Origin of the sequence: Streptomyces caeni (assembly GCF_042678285.1) — a bacterium.
Lineage (GTDB): Bacteria > Actinomycetota > Actinomycetes > Streptomycetales > Streptomycetaceae > Streptomyces > Streptomyces caeni.
Map to the genome: position 1 here is coordinate 18,390 of NZ_JBHUDX010000116.1, position 16,261 is coordinate 34,650.

Annotated in this window: 12 protein-coding genes and 3 pseudogenes; 10 read left to right on the plus strand and 5 right to left on the minus strand. The window is 72.2% G+C overall.

The genetic code is table 11. From position 1 onward, the window contains the following. The first annotated feature begins 313 nt into the window (after nucleotides 1-313). The gene (locus ACFSL4_RS34395) at nucleotides 314-685 is read left to right on the plus strand and encodes an ArsR/SmtB family transcription factor (protein WP_381091659.1); all 372 of its coding nucleotides are present in this window, start codon (nucleotides 314-316) and stop codon (nucleotides 683-685) included. Between the two features lie 83 nt (nucleotides 686-768). Continuing rightward, nucleotides 769-1,278 (plus strand): annotated as a pseudogene (locus ACFSL4_RS34400) (MBL fold metallo-hydrolase); the annotation flags it as partial. Here the strand turns inward: ACFSL4_RS34400 and ACFSL4_RS34405 are convergent. The 3 genes and pseudogenes from ACFSL4_RS34405 to ACFSL4_RS34415 all read right to left on the minus strand — a co-directional run. Further along, nucleotides 1,268-1,607, minus strand: a pseudogene (locus ACFSL4_RS34405) (TetR/AcrR family transcriptional regulator); the annotation flags it as partial. The pseudogenes ACFSL4_RS34400 and ACFSL4_RS34405 overlap by 11 nt on opposite strands. A 345-nt stretch (nucleotides 1,608-1,952) precedes the next feature. Then, entirely contained in the window at nucleotides 1,953-3,620 is a 1,668-nt protein-coding gene (locus ACFSL4_RS34410) for an IclR family transcriptional regulator domain-containing protein (RefSeq protein ID WP_381091661.1), read from the minus strand. Nucleotides 3,621-3,722: 102 nt separating this feature from the next. Continuing rightward, nucleotides 3,723-4,979 (minus strand): M6 family metalloprotease domain-containing protein, encoded by a 1,257-nt coding sequence (locus ACFSL4_RS34415; protein WP_381091663.1) that lies wholly within the window; start codon nucleotides 4,977-4,979, stop codon nucleotides 3,723-3,725. Between the two features lie 329 nt (nucleotides 4,980-5,308). On the opposite strand from ACFSL4_RS34415, the gene ACFSL4_RS34420 reads away from it, so the two are divergent. After that, nucleotides 5,309-5,953: a TetR/AcrR family transcriptional regulator gene (locus tag ACFSL4_RS34420; protein WP_381091713.1), complete on the plus strand. Its 645-nt coding sequence runs from the start codon at nucleotides 5,309-5,311 to the stop codon at nucleotides 5,951-5,953. Nucleotides 5,954-6,150: 197 nt separating this feature from the next. Further along, nucleotides 6,151-7,698 (plus strand): MFS transporter, encoded by a 1,548-nt coding sequence (locus ACFSL4_RS34425; RefSeq protein ID WP_381091665.1) that lies wholly within the window; start codon nucleotides 6,151-6,153, stop codon nucleotides 7,696-7,698. 530 nt (nucleotides 7,699-8,228) lie between these two features. Here the strand turns inward: ACFSL4_RS34425 and ACFSL4_RS34430 are convergent. Continuing rightward, nucleotides 8,229-8,732, minus strand: coding sequence for a MarR family winged helix-turn-helix transcriptional regulator (locus tag ACFSL4_RS34430; protein WP_381091667.1), 504 nt, complete (start codon nucleotides 8,730-8,732; stop codon nucleotides 8,229-8,231). A 103-nt stretch (nucleotides 8,733-8,835) separates the two neighbouring features. On the opposite strand from ACFSL4_RS34430, the gene ACFSL4_RS34435 reads away from it, so the two are divergent. The 3 genes from ACFSL4_RS34435 (at nucleotide 8,836) to ACFSL4_RS34445 (ending at nucleotide 12,244) form a co-directional block, all read left to right on the plus strand. After that, the gene (locus ACFSL4_RS34435) at nucleotides 8,836-9,642 is read left to right on the plus strand and encodes a dioxygenase family protein (protein WP_381091669.1); all 807 of its coding nucleotides are present in this window, start codon (nucleotides 8,836-8,838) and stop codon (nucleotides 9,640-9,642) included. 433 nt (nucleotides 9,643-10,075) lie between these two features. Next, nucleotides 10,076-11,074 carry a sigma-70 family RNA polymerase sigma factor gene (locus ACFSL4_RS34440; RefSeq protein ID WP_381091671.1) on the plus strand — a complete coding sequence of 333 codons (999 nt, stop codon included), beginning with the start codon at nucleotides 10,076-10,078 and terminating at the stop codon, nucleotides 11,072-11,074. A gap of 417 nt (nucleotides 11,075-11,491) precedes the next feature. Beyond that, on the plus strand, nucleotides 11,492-12,244 hold the full coding sequence (locus ACFSL4_RS34445) for a TetR family transcriptional regulator (protein WP_381091673.1): 753 nt from the start codon (nucleotides 11,492-11,494) through the stop codon (nucleotides 12,242-12,244). 174 nt (nucleotides 12,245-12,418) lie between these two features. Here ACFSL4_RS34445 and ACFSL4_RS34450 read toward each other — a convergent pair whose 3' ends face one another. Beyond that, nucleotides 12,419-13,426: a helix-turn-helix transcriptional regulator gene (locus ACFSL4_RS34450; RefSeq protein WP_381091675.1), complete on the minus strand. Its 1,008-nt coding sequence runs from the start codon at nucleotides 13,424-13,426 to the stop codon at nucleotides 12,419-12,421. A gap of 62 nt (nucleotides 13,427-13,488) precedes the next feature. On the opposite strand from ACFSL4_RS34450, the gene ACFSL4_RS34455 reads away from it, so the two are divergent. From ACFSL4_RS34455 to ACFSL4_RS34465, 3 genes and pseudogenes are all read left to right on the plus strand, one after another. After that, nucleotides 13,489-15,072, plus strand: coding sequence for an MFS transporter (locus ACFSL4_RS34455; RefSeq protein WP_381091677.1), 1,584 nt, complete (start codon nucleotides 13,489-13,491; stop codon nucleotides 15,070-15,072). A gap of 264 nt (nucleotides 15,073-15,336) precedes the next feature. Next, a complete protein-coding gene (locus ACFSL4_RS34460; RefSeq protein WP_381091679.1) occupies nucleotides 15,337-16,098 on the plus strand; it encodes a DeoR/GlpR family DNA-binding transcription regulator in 762 nt (253 codons plus the stop codon). After that, nucleotides 16,095-16,229, plus strand: a pseudogene (locus ACFSL4_RS34465) (1-phosphofructokinase); the annotation flags it as partial. The gene ACFSL4_RS34460 and the pseudogene ACFSL4_RS34465, both read left to right, overlap by 4 nt. Between the last annotated feature and the right edge of the window lie 32 nt (nucleotides 16,230-16,261).

Genomic DNA, 16,261 nt, shown 5'->3' on the forward strand with positions numbered 1-16,261 from the left:
GTGGAGCGGCCTCCGCCGAGGGCTCGGTCGGCCTATGGGGGCGGAAGCCGGGGTTGTCGTGCACGCCGGTCGCGGGGTGTGTGTTCGACGCGGTCGGCGGTGGCGTCGAGGTCTCCGGCCAGGGCGCGCGGCGGCGGCGCGGATCTGTTGTGGCCGGGCAGGGTCGGAGAGGCCGAGTGTGGCCTCGGCCTCCGCGAAGCCCTCCGTCGGGTCCCCGTCGTATGGCCCGGTGCGGTGTTTCTCGTCCGTTTGCCGGGCAGCTCGGGGCTGTGTGGCTCTCCCGGGCTGGTTCGACGTATGTCAACATAGATGTATGTCGAATGCCGAGGTGCTGCCGCTGCTCGAAACCGCCGACCAGGGCGTGGAGCCGTGCTGTCCGCCGCTGACCGAGCGGGCGATGACCGCGGAGGAGGCGGAGACGGCCGCCCGGATGTTCAAGGCGCTCGGTGACCCGGTCCGGCTGCGCCTGTTCTCCGCGGTCGCCTCGCACAAGGGTGGCGAGGCGTGCGTGTGCGACATCTCGGACGTCGGTGTCTCCCAGCCGACCGTCTCCCACCACCTGAAGAAGCTCAAGGAAGCCGGCCTGCTCACCTCCGAGCGGCGCGGCACCTGGGTGTACTACCGCGTCGAGCCGTCCGTGCTCGCCGCCATGGGGCGCCTGTTGGTCGCTCCGGCCGCGGTGTGACCGGCGGCATCACCGTCGTACGGCGCTTGGGGGAACACCGGTAGGGTCCGGGGACGGACGGTCGGCCTCCGCGTCTCACGGTTCTGGGCTGTGCGACGCCGTATCCGAGCGTGGACAACCCGTGTTCCGGATACCTGGTGTCCCACGGGGACACGCGCGTGTGGATGGATGCGGGCAGCGGGACACTGGGGCCGCTGCAAAGGCGTGTCCGGCTGGACGAGTTGGATGCGATCTGGATCTCGCATCTGCACGCCGATCACAGCGCCGGTCTGCTCACCGCCTACTACGGTGCTCTGTACGCGGACATCGGGCTCGCCGCGCCGACCCCGTTCCACGGGCCGCAGGGCATCGCCGACCGACTTGCGGGCTTCCTCACCGACACCTCGGTGCCCCAGCCCGGTCTAGTCCGCCTTCGCGGTCACCGAGGTGTACGACGGGCACAGCGTGACCGTCGGCTCGCTCGGGCTGACCAGCCGGGCGGTGGCACACGGCATCCACGTCTTCGCGCTGCGCGTCGAGGCTGCGGCCGGACGCTGGTCTGCTCCGGGGACACGGCGCCGTGCGCCGACCTGACGCGACTGGCCCGTGAGTGCCCAGCACGGAGGCGATCCACGGGTGCCGCAGCATCGTGGCGCGCAGGCTGTGCGCGCAGCGCGCAGCGTGCCGCGTCCTTGCGCCAGCGCGCGGGGCCGGTGGTCTCCGGCACCTCGATCTCGTCGTAGAACTCGTCCACGGCCAGTTCGAACAGTTCGTCCTTGTTGGCCACGTGCCGGTACGGGGCGTGGCTTCCGCGTCCCAGCCGGTTGCCCGGCTTGCGCATGCTCAGCGCGTTGATGCCCTCCACGTCCAGCAGGGGCAGCGCCTCCGCGACGATCTGCTCACGGCTCAGTGCCGGCTGCTCCCGCGTGCCGTGGACGGGGATCTACACGGCCACCCCGGTCATGCAGCTCGTCTACGAGGGACGCCTCGACCTCGACACCCCCGTCAAGACGTCCCCATCGAGCGAGTGCTGCCCGACTTCGCCGTCGGCGACCCAGAGGCCACCGAGACCATCACCACCCGCCGGCTGCTCTCCCACACCAGTGGACTCACCTGCGACTTCACCAAGAGGCCGACGGGGTCGAGGGGGGACGGGGCCGACGGGATCGGGGGCGGGCGGGGTGGAAGGGGCCGACGGGTCGCACGAAGGAGCCGCACGTGCTCTCCCCCGTCCGGAGCCGCTCCACGGCTTTCCCGCACTTCAGCCGCTCCACGGCTTCCCCGTACTTCAGCCGCTCGCCACCTTCCTGAACCGCCCGGCCACATGCAGGTCCGCCTCGATCCGTGCCGCCGTCGCGCGCAGCTCCGGCAACACCTCGGTGAGGCACTGCTCGACCGTGCGGCGGCTGCTGTGCAGGGCGACGTTCACCGCCGCCACCACTCGGCCCCCGCGCTCCCGCACCGGCACCGCGATCGACCGCAGCCCCTCCTCCAACTCCCCGTCCACCAAGGCGTATCCCTCTCGCCGCACGGCCTCCAGTGTGGCCTCCAGCCCGCCCGGGTCCCGGTCCGCCGACGCCTGCGGCGAGGCCCGCCCGGGCAGCGGCGGTTTCGGCGGGTCCGCCAGGATGACCCGCCCCAGGGAGGTCGTGTACGCGGGCAGGCGCGTTCCGACCGCGACGTCGACGCTCATGATGCGGCTGGGGGCCACCCGCGCGGTCACCTGGACGTCGTCGCCCACCTGCACCCCCAACGAGGCCGACTCGTGCACGAGTTGGGACAGTGCGGTCAGATGCGGGAGGGCGATGTCCGCCAGCGTCGCGCGGGACAGCGGCGGGTAGCCGAGGCCCAGCACGCGCGGGGTGAGCCGGAAGACACGGCCCCGCGCGGTGACGTATCCGAGATGCTCCAGCGTGATCAGCGCCCTCCGGGCGGTTGCCCGCGCCAGCCCCGTCGCCCCGGCCACCTCGCTCAGCGTCAGTTCCGAACGCCCTCCCCCGAAGGAGGTGATCACCGTCAGTCCGCGGGCCAGCGACTCCACGAACTCCCGCCCCAGCTCCTGCTTGGACGCCCCCGTCCAGACCGCGAGACCGGACGGGGCCTCGGGCGCGGCGGGCGTCGCCTCGCACAGCTCGCGCTCCATGGCCGCCACCGCCGTGCGCAGCCGCGGCAGCAGCGCCGCGCGCAGACCGTCCGCCGAGTGCCGACTGGTGTGGCTCACCACGCTGACCACACAGGCGATGCGGCCGCCCGCCTCCCGTACCGGCATCGACAGCGCCACCAGGCCCGGCTCGATCAACTGGTCGTCCAGCGCCCATCCCTGCGCCCGCGCCCGCTCCGTACGCTCCTTGAAGTCGCCGTCCAGGGCGCCGTCGGCCGATCCTCCGGGCGGGCGGCTGCGTGCCGGCACCGTCGGGAAGCCGCGGTCCTCGGGGTCCGCGGCCCGCCGCGCCCGCCACCACGCCCAGTCCGCATCGTCCCACTCGGTGGCGAACAGCGGCCCCGGGGCGGTCCGCTCGGCGGGCAGCAGATCGCCGATGCGGAAGCTCAGCGACATCGCGCGGCGCCTGGTCGCCTGGTGGATGAAGCGGATGCCGTCGCGGTCGGCGACCGCGAGCGACACCGACTCGTCCAACTCGTCGGCGAGCGCGTCCGCGTGCGGATCCAGCAGTTCCGGCAGCCGCAGCGCCGCCAGGTACGCGTTGCCCAGTTCCATCAGCCGCGGGGCGAGCACGGCGTCCCGGCCGTCGAGCCGGACGTACCCCATGCGCGCGAGCGTCGCCGTGATCCGGTCGACCGTGGACCGGGCGAGCCCGCTGGCCCGCTCCAGGGCGCTGAGGCTGCAGCTGCCGTCGGCCTCGGTGAGCCGCCGCAGCACGGTGAGCCCACGCACCAGGGGGGCGACGGCGTCGGCGGGCGCGGCGGTGTCCGGCGCCGGCGTGACATTCGGGACCATGGGGTCACGGTAATGCCGGGCGGGGTGAGGACGTCGAGTTCCCCCACGCCGCACGCCTGCCAGGCGTCGCGCGGCGGCCGGGTCCGTGCGGCCCGGTGGCCGTCACCGCCGGGTCACCTGTACCCGGTAGCCGCCGGACGGGTTCCTCGCGACGACGCTGACGGCGACTCCCGCCTTGGGGTCCTCGAAGGTCTCCCCGGGGACGAACGGGGCGTCGGACAGCTCGGGCTGCACGTTCGGGCTGCGGGTGCAGCCGCCGCTGTCGGGACGGGAGTCGTAGACCGTGATGGGGCCGTTGCCGGAGTCGACGCCGGAGTCGACCCGGTAGACGAGGACGCCGGGCCGGCACACCGCCGCGTCGTTGCCCTCGCGGGTACGCAGTTCGAGGGCGTACCCGGCGGTGGGACCGATCGGTATGAAGACCAGCTTGCGGCCCCCGGCGCGGGCCAGCGGGGTCAGCGTGTACGCGGTGGTGCCCCGGGTGGTCGCGCAGCCGACCTGGGAGTCGTCGAGCCAGCCGAGCTTCCACTTGTGCCAGGCGAGCAGGTCGTTGTCGGCGCCCCAGTCCTCGCTCATGATGTCCCAGTGCCCGACCGCGCCGCCGCCCTCCTGGGTGTAGAGGTCGGGCAGTCCGAAGACATGCCCGTTCTCGTGCGGCAGCACCCGGTAGCCGGTCACGGCGTAGGAGCCGGAGCCGTCGTCCTGGCGGCTGTAGATGAAGGACGCGTTGGCGACCGGCACGCCGTCGGCGACGGGTGCCCCGCCGTTGTCCGCGAAGGTCACCGACAGGACGGTGTCGAGCGCGGAGGGGCCGGCGTTGGGGGTGACCAGCACGTTCACCAGCTGGTAGCGCCGGAAGTCCACCTCGGGATCGGCGGCCGCCACGATGTCCTGGACCAGCCGGCGGTAGCCGGGGTCGAAGGGGGCGCCGCGTGCTATCCCGTAAGCCTTGAACGGCCTGGGCATGCGCAGCCAGTGGCGGATGGGAGCCTCGGGGCGGTAGTCGAGACGGCCGTATGAGCTGATGGCGAACCAGCGCCGGGTCTGCGGGAAGAACTCCGCGAGCCGGCTGAGCGCGCTGCCCCGCCCCGGTGCGTCGGAGAAGTCGACCATCAGGTTGACGGCGCGGACGACGCCGGTGGCGCGGGCGTAGCCGGAGGAGGTCGGGACGCCCTCCGACATCTGGACCCCGACGCGCCCGTGGATCATGCAGGGGCGCAGAGCCGTGGAACGGGCCGGGGCGGCGGGGCCCGTCGGACGTCCGGTGGTGGCCGAGGTGGAGACCGCCAGGGTGAGAGCCGTGACCGAGGCGAGGGCGGCGACGCGGCGCGGGCCTATCCGGCGGCTCGACGGCTGCATGCGGTGCCCTTCGCTCCACGGCAGCCTCCGTCCCCGGCTGCGCCCTTGCGATCACCCTGAGTCGCGGAGTGCGGGGGCGCGCGCTGAAGGAGACCGAACGAGGGGTTCCCGGGCGCGGAGAGGGTGAGGGGGGCAGCGGGCAGGCGTGGGCGGGCTGCGGGCACCCGAAGGCAGGGTGTGCGATGCAGGTCGCATGCCATGTGATGCAGGTCACGCGACGAGGTGCCGTGGTCGGGAAATAACCGGGGATCGATTCCCCGTTTAGGGGGTGTCCAGTGAAACGGGGAATCGATCCCCGGATCGTGCCGCACCTCACCGAGGAGTACGCCGTGCAGACCGCGACCCCCGTGCAGCGCCGAGCGACCCGGCCGCGTGCCGACGCCCTGCGCAACCGGGAGCGGATCGTCGCCGCCGCCCGGGAGATGTTCGTCGAGTTCGGTCCCGACGTGCCGCTCGACGAGATCGCCCGCCGGGCCTGCGTGGGCAACGCCACGGTGTACCGCAACTTCCCCGACCGTGACGCGCTCGTCCGCGAGGTCGTCTGCTCGGTCATGGACCGCACGTCCGCGGAGGCCGAACGCGCGCTCGCCGAGACCGGCGACGCCTTCGAGGCGCTCTCGCGCTTCGTGCACGCCGCCGCCGACGAGCGGATCGGTGCGCTGTGTCCGATGATCGCCGGCACGTTCGACAAGTGTCATCCGGATCTGGAGGCCGCGCGCCTGCGGTGCGAGCGGCTCGTCCAGGAGCTCATGGACCGCGCCATGGCGGCCGCGCAACTGCGCACCGACGTCAGCGTCGGTGACCTGATGGTCGCCGCGGCCCAGCTCAGCCGTCCTCCGGCCGGTACCGGATGTCTCAGCGCCGACCGTTTCGTACACCGTCATCTACAGCTGTTCCTGGACGGACTGCGGGCCCCGGCCCGCTCCGAACTGCCGGGCTCGGCCGTGACCATGGAGGATCTGCGCCAGTCCTGAGCGATTAGTTTCGCGGCCTTCGACCGTCTGCACCGACAACTCGTATTCCGGCCGTCACCGTCGACGAGCCGTGCCCTTCGACGCCCCTTTTCTGACACTCCATTCCTCTTCCGGCGCTCCATTCTCCTTTTCTCCTTTTCTCCCTTCCGACGCTCCATTCACTTTGTTCGTCACGAAGTCCCGAAGTGGGTACGTCCATGTCTCAAACAGCCCGAAGCGTCCCCGTCCCCGACGCCTCCGATTCCGACGCCAATCGCTGGAAGGCGCTCGTCTTCATCGCGCTCGCCCAGCTGATGGTCGTCCTCGACGCGACCATCGTGAACATCGCCCTCCCGTCCGCGCAGCATGATCTGGGCATATCGGACGGCAACCGTCAGTGGGTCGTCACGGCCTACGCCCTCGCCTTCGGCGGTCTGCTGCTGTTCGGTGGGCGCATCGCCGACCTGTGGGGCCGCAAGCGCGCATTCGTCCTCGGCCTGGCCGGCTTCGCCGCGGCCTCCGCACTGGGCGGCGCGGCCCAGAGCGGGGCGATGATGTTCGGTGCCCGCGCGCTGCAGGGCGTGTTCGGCGCCATGCTCGCGCCCGCCGCGCTGTCGCTGCTCGCCGTGATGTTCACGGACGCCAAGGAGCGCGCCAAGGCGTTCGGCATCTACGGCGCGATCGCCGGCGGCGGCGGCGCTGTCGGCCTGATCCTCGGCGGTTTCCTCACCGAGTACCTGGACTGGCGCTGGACGTTCTTCGTCAACATCCCGTTCGCGATCGTCGCGGCGGCCGGTGCGTACTTCGTCGTCCACGAGCCGGAGGGCGGCCGCAACCGCTCGCCGCTGGACATCCCGGGCGTCGTCCTGTCCACCCTCGGCCTGGTCTCGCTGGTGTACGGCTTCACGCGCGCTGAGTCCGACGGCTGGAGCGACACCCTGACCGTCTCGCTGTTCGTGGCCTCGGCTGTGCTGCTCGCCGCCTTCGTCCTCGTCGAGTCCAAGGTCAAGGCCCCGCTGCTGCCGCTGCGCGTGGTCACCGAGCGCAACCGCGGCGGTGTCTACCTCTCCCTCGGGCTCGCGATCATCGCGATGTTCGGCCTGTTCCTCTTCCTGACCTACTACCTGCAGGTCGTGAAGGGCTACTCGCCCGTGAAGACCGGCTTCGCCTTCCTGCCGATGATCGCGGGTATGATCACGGGCTCCACCCAGATCGGGGCGCGGCTGATGACCCGGGTACCGCCGCGGTACCTGATGGGCCCCGGCTTCCTGGTGGCCGCCACCGGCATGCTGCTGCTGACCCGGATGGAGATCGGCTCCTCGTACGCGGGCCTGCTGCTGCCTGCCCAGCTCCTGCTCGGCCTCGGCATGGGGACCGCGTTCATGCCGGCGATGTCCCTGGCGACGCTCGGCGTGCAGCCGCGGGACGCCGGTGTCGCCTCCGCGATGGTCAACACCTCGCAGCAGGTGGGCGGCGCGATCGGCACGGCCCTGCTGAACACCATCGCCGCCTCGGCGACCACCTCCTACATCAAGGACCACATCGCCACCGCCGCCTCCGAGCCCCAGAAGCAGCTGGTCCATCTGCAGGGCATGGTGCACGGCTACACGAACGCGATCTGGTTCGCCGTCGGCATCCTCGCGCTCTCCGCCACCATCGCCCTGACCCTCGTGAACGCCGGACGCCCGGGTGCCGGACCGGCTCTCGGCAAGGGCGCGGGCGAGGGCGTCGAGGACGAGGTACAGGTGCCGGTGGTCGCTCACTGACCACGCCTGCAAGGGATAGCCGTACGTCGGTCGGCACGTCGGCACGTCGGCACGTCGGCACGTTGCGTACGGGCGAGGGTGGGGACGCCTCGTCCGTACGCCTTCGAGGTCCGCCCCGGCTCCGGGACCCGTCGGAGCCGGGGCGGACCCGTGCCGTCGGCCCGCACGGAGGGTCCTGGCTGGCGGGAAACCCGGCCCGCTCCCGCGGGAGCACGAGCGGTGTCTGCGGGAGCTCGGCCGGAGGGGGCGGGGCGTGGAGTGTGGACCCGTCACTGCCGGAGGGCGGTGGGGTGCGGGCCGGTGCGGGCCGGTGTGGGCCGGAGGTCGGTGGGGGTGTGGGGTGTGGGCCGGTGCGGGCCGGTGCGGGCCGGTGCGGGCCGGTGCGGGCCGGTGTGGGCCGGAGGGCGGTGGGGTGTCGGCCGGTTTGGCCGGAGCCCTCGGCCGGAGGGCGGCGGGGCGCCGACGGAATCCGGTAGTCGGGCCCGGGCTGGAGTCCGGTAGTCGGGCCCGGGCCGGAACCCGGCGGGCGCTCAGCGCAGCCAGGGCAGGTCCGCTCCTGCGCCCTTGGGTTGGAGCCCCTCCGCGACGATCGTCATGATCTCGCCGAGGGACCGCTGCTGCTCCGGGGTGAGCCGGTCGAAGAGCGCCTGGCGGACGGCCACCACATGCCCGGGCGCGGTGCGCGCCAGCACCTCGTGGCCCTCGTCCGTGAGGACCGCGAGCTGCCCGCGCTTGTCGGACGGACATTCCTCACGTCGAACCCAGCCGCTCTTCTCCAGCCGGGCGACCGCGTGCGAGAGCCGGGAGCGCGTGATCTTCGCCCGCATGGCCAGCTCGGTCATCCGCAGCCTCCGCTGCGGCGCCTCCGCGAGCTGGACGAGCAGCCCGTAGTACACGTGCGGCATGCCCGCGTCGCGCTGCAGCTGGCGGTCGAGGTGGTCTTCAAGAAGGGTGACCGCGTGCATGTACGCGCGCCAGATGCGCTGCTCCTCGTCGGTGAGCCAGCGTGTGTCCTCAGCGGTTGCCGTCTTCATGCGGTCCACTGTACGAGCCCCCTTCTTGAAACTTAAACAAGTCAGGGATAGGCTCTCAAGAAGAAGCTTGATGTTTCAATGAAAACTGGAGGGGGCTGCCGCCATGTCCGCCGTCACCGAGGAGCGCACCGCGCCCAAGCGCATGCCCGCCCTCTATCTGAGCCATGGGGCGCCCCCGCTGGCCGACGATCCGGTCTGGCCCGGGCAGCTCGCCGCCTGGTCCGCGGGGCTGCCGCGCCCCAAGGCGGTCCTCATGGTCTCCGCGCACTGGGAGGAGGCCCCGCTCGCGATCGGTGCGGTGGAGACGGTCCCGCTCGTCTACGACTTCTGGGGCTTTCCCGAGCACTATTACCGGGTGCGGTACGCGGCCCCCGGCGCCCCCGAACTCGCCGCGTCCGTACGGAAACTGCTGCGCGCACCCGGCATCCCCGTCCAGGACGTCCCGGACCGCGGCCTGGACCACGGCGCCTACGTACCGCTGGCCGAGATGTTCCCCGAGGCCGGCGTCCCGGTCCTGCAGATCTCCCTGCCGACCCTCGACCCGGCCCGGTTGATGGGGATCGGCCGGAAGCTGGCCCCGCTGCGCGACGAGGGCGTCCTGATCATCGGCTCCGGGTTCTTCACCCACAACCTGGCGGCCCTGCGCCACACGGGTGAGGGAATACCGGGCTGGTCGGTGGAGTTCGACGACTGGGGCCACCGCGCCCTGGAGGCCGCGGACGTCGACGCACTCCTCGACTTCACCCACCGCTCCCCGGCGGGCCGGCTCGCCCACCCCCGCACGGAACACTTCGCCCCGCTGTTCGTCACGCTGGGCGCGGCGGACGCGACGGGGGAGCTGGACACGCACAGGTCGGTGATCGACGGCTTCTGGATGGGCCTGGCGAAGAGGTCGGTGCAGTTCGGGTAGGGTCCTGCGGCACCGTGACCTCCGACCGGGTCGCGTACACCCGCCCGGGTAAGGGTGCCGGACGTGGCGTGCCGCGGAATCTCCTGTGCGTCCGCGTCCAGGGCAACCATCGGCAGGTGTGGGCCGTCTTTCGGATGGGAGAGCGACGAGGGGCCGCTCGTGTGGTGCGAGGGGTGGGGTATCGACGGTGAACCCCAGGCCTGACCTGCACCTCTGAGTGTTCTGACGGCACTGTGCCCCTTGCGGCGGGTCAGGGTACTGCATGATCAGAAAAAATGAGGGGCGGGTTGGGAATTCTGTCCGGATTGCAGTCGTTGTTCCCATCGAATGCAGGGCACCCGGAAGGGTGACTGAAGCATTCACGACCACCGCCAGCCCTCCCCCACTCTCGACTCCGCTCGAACGGGGGACCGCCACTCGCAAGGGAGCACGCATGGCAACCCGTGCCGTCGCCCGTCGCCAGGCCGCCGAAAGCGAGGCCGTTGACGCGGCACACAGTGTTCGCGCCCATGGCGGCGAGCTCGCCGATCGCGACCTGGTCGGCATGTACCTCGACGAGATCGCGCGTACGCCGCTGCTCGACGCCGCCAGGGAGGTCGAGCTGTCCCAGATCATCGAGGCGGGTGTGTTCGCGCGGCAGATCCTCGACGGCGAGGAGCAGGCCAAGGCGGATGCCACCCGTGAGGAGCTTCAGGCCCTGGTCGACGAGGGGGAGCGCGCCAAGGACGTATTCATCCGCTCGAACCTCCGACTGGTCGTCGCCGTGGCGCGCCGCTATCCGCGCAGCGGTCTCCCGCTGCTCGACCTGATCCAGGAGGGCAACGCCGGTCTGGTCCGCGCCGTTGAGAAGTTCGACTACCGCAAGGGCTTCAAGTTCTCGACGTACGCGACCTGGTGGATCCGCCAGGCCATCACCCGGTCGATCGCCGATCAGTCCCGGACCATCCGGCTGCCCGTCCACCTCGTCGAGGAGCTGGGCCGGATCCGGCGCGTCCAGCGCGAGTTCAACCGTGAGCACGGGCGGGATCCCGAGCCGGCCGAGATCGCGGCCGAGCTGGACTCGACCCCGGACCGCATCAACGACGTGCTCGACTGGGCACGTGACCCGGTCTCGTTGAACATGTCGGTGGACGACGAGGGCGAGACACAGTTCGGAGACCTGCTCGAGGACACCTCGGCGGTGTCCCCGGAGCAGTCGGTGCTCACCCTGCTGCGCAGCGAGGAGCTGGACGACCTCATCGGCCGGCTCGACCAGCGCACCGCCTCGATCATCAAGATGCGGTACGGCATCGAGGACGGCCGGGAGCGCACGCTCACGGAGGTCGGCAAGGAGCACGGTCTGACGCGCGAGCGGATCCGGCAGATCGAGAAGCACGCGCTGCTGGAGCTGAAGAAGCTGGCCCGCAGCACGGGGTTCGACGCGGCGGCGTAACGGCCGCCGCACGGCCGGGGCGCGACCTGGTCCGACGGGGCCGCCCCCCGTCGCCGTAGTTGGCGCTGTTCCATCGCTTCAACCCCCCGGACCTGGGGCACAAGACCTCCAGGTCCCTCCGGCCGGGCCGGGCCCCCGCGGCCCGCCCCACCGAAGCCGAGTCCCGACGCACTCCCCCCGGCGGCGGGACTCTTCCCGAGCCGGGCTCCGGCGCCACTCCCCCCTGGTGCCGGGGCCCGGCTCTCCTGTGTCCGGTGACGTGCGCGCGGCCACACGCCGGTGTGCCGCGCGGCGTACGCCCGATCGGGCCATGGCCCGCCCGTTTCCGCGCAGGGCCGCTCCGCCGGGCCGCCCCGGACCTGAACCCCGGGGCGACCCGGATGGCAGATTGTGCCACAGCGGCATAACCTGCCGTCCGTGACCGGTACCCAGCGTGCGGGTGGGACGTCGTCCGGCCGTACGACGCAGGCCCCCGAGGGCGCGCCCACCGGCGGGCGGGGCGCGTCCCTGACCGAGCGTCGCAAGGCGGAGACCCGGATGGAGATCGCCCGCACCGCCGCACGGCTCTTCATGGCGAACGGGCCACGGGCCACCCGTGCGGAGGACATCGCCCGTGCGTCCGGGGTCGCCCCCCGCACGTTCTACCGCTACTTCGCGACCAAGGAGGAGGCGCTCGCCCCGCTGCTCACGGCGGGCGCCCACAGGTGGGCGGAGGCCGTCCGCGACGCCCCCGCCGATCTCACCGTCGGGGAGGCACTGCGGCACGCGGCCGTCCGCACCTTCGGCACCGGCATGCCCGCGGCGTCCCTGGAGTGGGTGCGCACCCTCGTGCACCTCGTCCACAGCGATCCCGCGCTCACCAAGGTCTGGGCCGAGATCTGCCGGGCGGCGGAACAGGAGCTGGCGGAGGTCCTCGCGGAGCGGGTGGCGGCCGGCCCGGCCGCACGTGTGCGGCCGGGCGGTGAGGCGTTCGCGGGCGTCACCCCCGACCTCCGTCTCGCCGCCGCAGTGGCCGGCGCCGCCATTCGCGTGGCCGTGGAGAGCTGGGCCGCGGGCGACGAACCGGCCAACGATCCCCACGGCCTCGCCGGCCACGCCCTGGGCAACCTGGACGCCCTGCGGGACTTCGGGTGGGAGAGCCAGAGCCGGCCGGGTCCGGAGCGAGACTGAGCGCTCGGGAGCGGCGGGTCGATTGGGAGCGGCGGGGCGTTTGGGTACGGCTCGGCGGGGCGTTGGGAAAGGCGGGTGCCCGGGAACGGTTCGGCGGGGCGTTGAGAGCCACGGGTGCCCGGGGACGGCAGGGCGCTTGCGAACCGCCGGGCGCCCGGACCGGTCTGATCGTCGTCAGCGGCCGGCCCCGACCGACCGCTCATGTCCGCCCCGTCCGCCCGCCGCGCGCGTCAGCCTCGCCCCCAGGTCTCCTATGTACGCGACCAGTTCGGCCGGGCGGTGCACCGTGAAGTCGCAGTCCGCCATGACCAGCCGCACCGCCAGCCATTCCACCGGGACACTTGTGACGCCGATCAGCCTGCACTCGTTCTCGCCGAGCGGCTCGGGCGTGCCCACCCACGGCGGCACGCGTGCCGCGACCGACTCCGCGGACGTGGCGAACGTCGCCTCGAACGTGTACGTCTCCCTGCCCTGGCCGCGGTCCATCGACTGCCGCAGATACTCCGCCGCGCTGCCCGTCGGCAGCTCCCGCGGCGTGAACCGTGCCCCCGTCGCCAGCGGCTCGGCGACCCGGTCGACCCGGAACGTACGCCAGTCGTCGCGCCCCAGGTCGTAGGCGACGAGGTACCAGCGCAGGCCCGTCGACACCAGCCGGTACGGCTCCGTCAGGCGCCGTGACGGCGTCCCGTCCTTGGCACGGTAGGCGAACCGCAGCCGCTCGCGGCCTGCGATCGTCGAGGCCATCACGGTCAGCGTCTCGGGCGCGATGCTGGCCCCGTCACCGCTGGTCAGCGGAGTGGTGGCGGCCTGGAGTGTGGCGACGCGGTGGCGTAGCCGGCCCGGCAGCACCTGCTCCAGCTTGGCCAGGGCCCGCACCGACGCCTCGTCCACGCCCTCGACCGCGTGCCCGGCGCCGGCGCGCAGGCCGACCGCGATCGCCACGGCCTCCTCGTCGTCGAGCACGAGCGGCGGCATGGCCTTCCCGGCGACCAGCCGGTAGCCACCGTCGGCACCCTTGGTGGCCTGCACGGGGTAACCCAGCTCGCGCAGGCGGTCGATGTCCCGCCGGACGGTGCGCCGGGACACACCGAGCCGGTCGGCGAGCTCCCTGCCGGGCCACTCACGCGGGGTCTGGAGCAGGGACAGCAATTGGAGGAGCCGGGCCGGAGTGTCCGTCGTCATGAGGTCGATGGTGCCGCACCACTAGGACGTTATCTGACCTAATGAGGATCTAGCGTCGGATCATGACCTCCACCGAGAGCACACTCAGTACCGCGGCCGACGCGGCCGACGCGGGCGGACCGGGCGCGGGTGACCGTCGCCGCTGGTTCGCGCTCGCCATCGTGATGACCGCGGCCTTCATGGACCTCGTCGACGTCACGATCGTCAACATCGCGATCCCCTCGATCCAGCGGGACGCGGGCGCCTCCTTCAGCCAGATCCAGTGGATCACCGCGGGCTATGCGCTGGCCTTCGCCGCCGGGCTCGTCACCGGCGGCCGGCTCGGCGACATCCACGGCCGTAAGCGCCTCTTCCTCCTCGGCATTGGCGGCTTTACCATCGCCTCGGCGCTGTGCGGGTTCGCCGCGAACCCGGAGATGCTCGTCGCCTCGCGGATCCTGCAGGGCGCGATGGCCGCGATGATGGTGCCGCAGGTGCTGTCGATCGTGCACGTCACCTTCCCGGCGCACGAACGGGGCAAGGTCTTCGGCCTCTTCGGCGCGATCGTCGGCCTGGGTGCCGTCTCCGGGCCGCTTCTCGGCGCGCTGCTCACCGAGTGGAACCTGTTCGGGCTTGAGTGGCGGCCGATCTTCCTGATCAACCTGCCGGTGGGCGTCGGGGCCTTCCTGCTGGGGCGTCGCTTCATCACCGAGTCGAAGGCCCCGCGGGCCCTGCGCCTGGACCTCGTCGGCGTCGCTCTCGTCACCCTCGGTCTGCTGATGCTGCTCTACCCCCTCACCCGCGGCCGTGAGCTGGGCTGGCCGCTGTGGGGGTACGCGTCGATGGTGGGCTCGTTCGTCGTCTTCGCCGCGTTGGTGGCGTACGAGAGGAGGAAGACCGTGCGTGACGGATCCCCGCTCGTCGAACTGTCTCTCTTCCGGGTGAAGAGCTTCGCGGCGGGCATCGCGGTGCAGACCGTGTTCGGGGTCGGGCTCGGCATCTTCTTCCTGGTGTGGACGCTGTACATGCAGATCGGTCTCGGCTGGAGCGCGCTGCGGGCCGGCCTCACCGGGGTGCCGTTCTCGCTCGCGGTCTCGACGGCGGCCGGGATGTCCGTGCAGAAGCTGGTTCCGCGGTTCGGCCGCAAGGTGCTCCAGACGGGCGCGCTGGTGATGGCGGCGGGCGTCCTCCTCTACATCGCGGAGGCTCATCGCCACGGCCTGTCCATCGCCCCCTGGCAGATGGCGCTGCCGCTGGTGCTGATGGGCGTGGGCATGGGCCTGATCGTGGCACCGCTGACGGACGCGGTCCTGTCCGAGGTGCCGCGGGAGCACTCCGGCTCGGCGTCGGGCCTGATCAACACGGTGCAGCAGATGGGCAACGCGCTGGGCCTCGGCCTGGTGTCGGTGGCCTTCTTCGGTGAGATCGACGACCGGCTGACCCAGGCGGAGGTGGGTCCGGCCTTCACACAGGCCTTCCAGCACGCGCTGGGCTGGGTCGTGGCGGTGATGGCGCTGATCTTCCTGCTGATGTTCGCGCTGCCGAAGCGCCCGGCGCAGCACGTGGAGGGCGCGGCGGCGGAGGCCGGGACCGAGGCGGTGACGGAGACCGGGGCCGCGCCGGGGGCGCAGGCGCGGTCGGCCGAGGAGCCCGCGCTCGTCCCCTGAGGCCGCCGAGCGGTGGGCCGGCAGCGCCCGGCGGGTCGCGTCCGCGCGAACCCGGCCGGGTGCCTCCGTGTCCGTGGTGCCTTCGTGTCCGTGGTGCCTTCGTGTCCGTGGCAGCTCCATGTCCGTGGCGGCTCCGTGTCCGATGGGTTCTGACTCACGCCCGGTTGCGTCTGGTTCTTGTCCGGGCCCGTTTACTTTTCGGGAAATTCGTCATAGCCTCCCCCTGAAACCACACGTTCGGGCATCGGTCGGAGGCGAACGGACATGTACGCACCGGAGCGGCAGCAGGAGATCCTCCGGCTCGCCCGTGATGGCGGCCGGGTGGACGTGGTGTCCCTGGCCGAGGAGTTCCAGGTCACGCCGGAAACGATCCGCCGCGACCTCAAGGCTCTCGACCGCGCCGGCCTCGTACGCCGGGTGCACGGCGGCGCCATCCCCGCCGGACGGCTGGACTTCGAACCGGACCTGGCCGAGCGGGAGTCCACCGCGGCCGACGAGAAGGACCGGATCACGAAGGCGGCCCTCGCGGAGCTGCCCCGTGAGGGCACCATGATCCTCGACGCCGGCTCCACGGTCGCCCGGCTCGCCGCGGCCGTCCCCCTCGACGCCACGCTCACCGTCGTCACGCACAGCCTGCCCACCGCGGCCCGCCTCGCGGACCACCCCGGCATCCAGCTCCATCTGGTCGGCGGACGCGTACGGCACCGCACGCGCGCCGCCGTGGACGCCTGGGCGCTGCGGGCGTACGGGGAGATCCGCGCCGACGTGGCGTTCATCGCCGCCAACGGCTTCTCCGCCGAGCACGGACTGACCACGCCCGACCTCGCCGAGGCCGCGGTCAAGCGGGCGGCGATCCGGGCGGCACGCCGGGTGGTGCTGCTCGCCGACTCCTCCAAGCACGGCCAGGAGCACTTCGCCCGCTTCGGCGACCTCGGCGATGTGGACCTGCTGATCACCGACGGCGGGCTGGGCCCCGACGACGCCGCCGCGATCGAGCGCGGCGGCGCGGAAGTGGTGCGCGCATGATCCTCACTGTCACCCCGAACCCCTCCCTCGACCGTACGTACGAGGTCCCCTCCCTCGACCGCGGCGAGGTCGTCCGGGCCGGGGGAGCGCAGGCGACGGCCCGTGGAGAGTCCCAGCAGGCGGTCGCCGCCTGAGGGCACAACCGCCCAACGCGCGTCGGGCG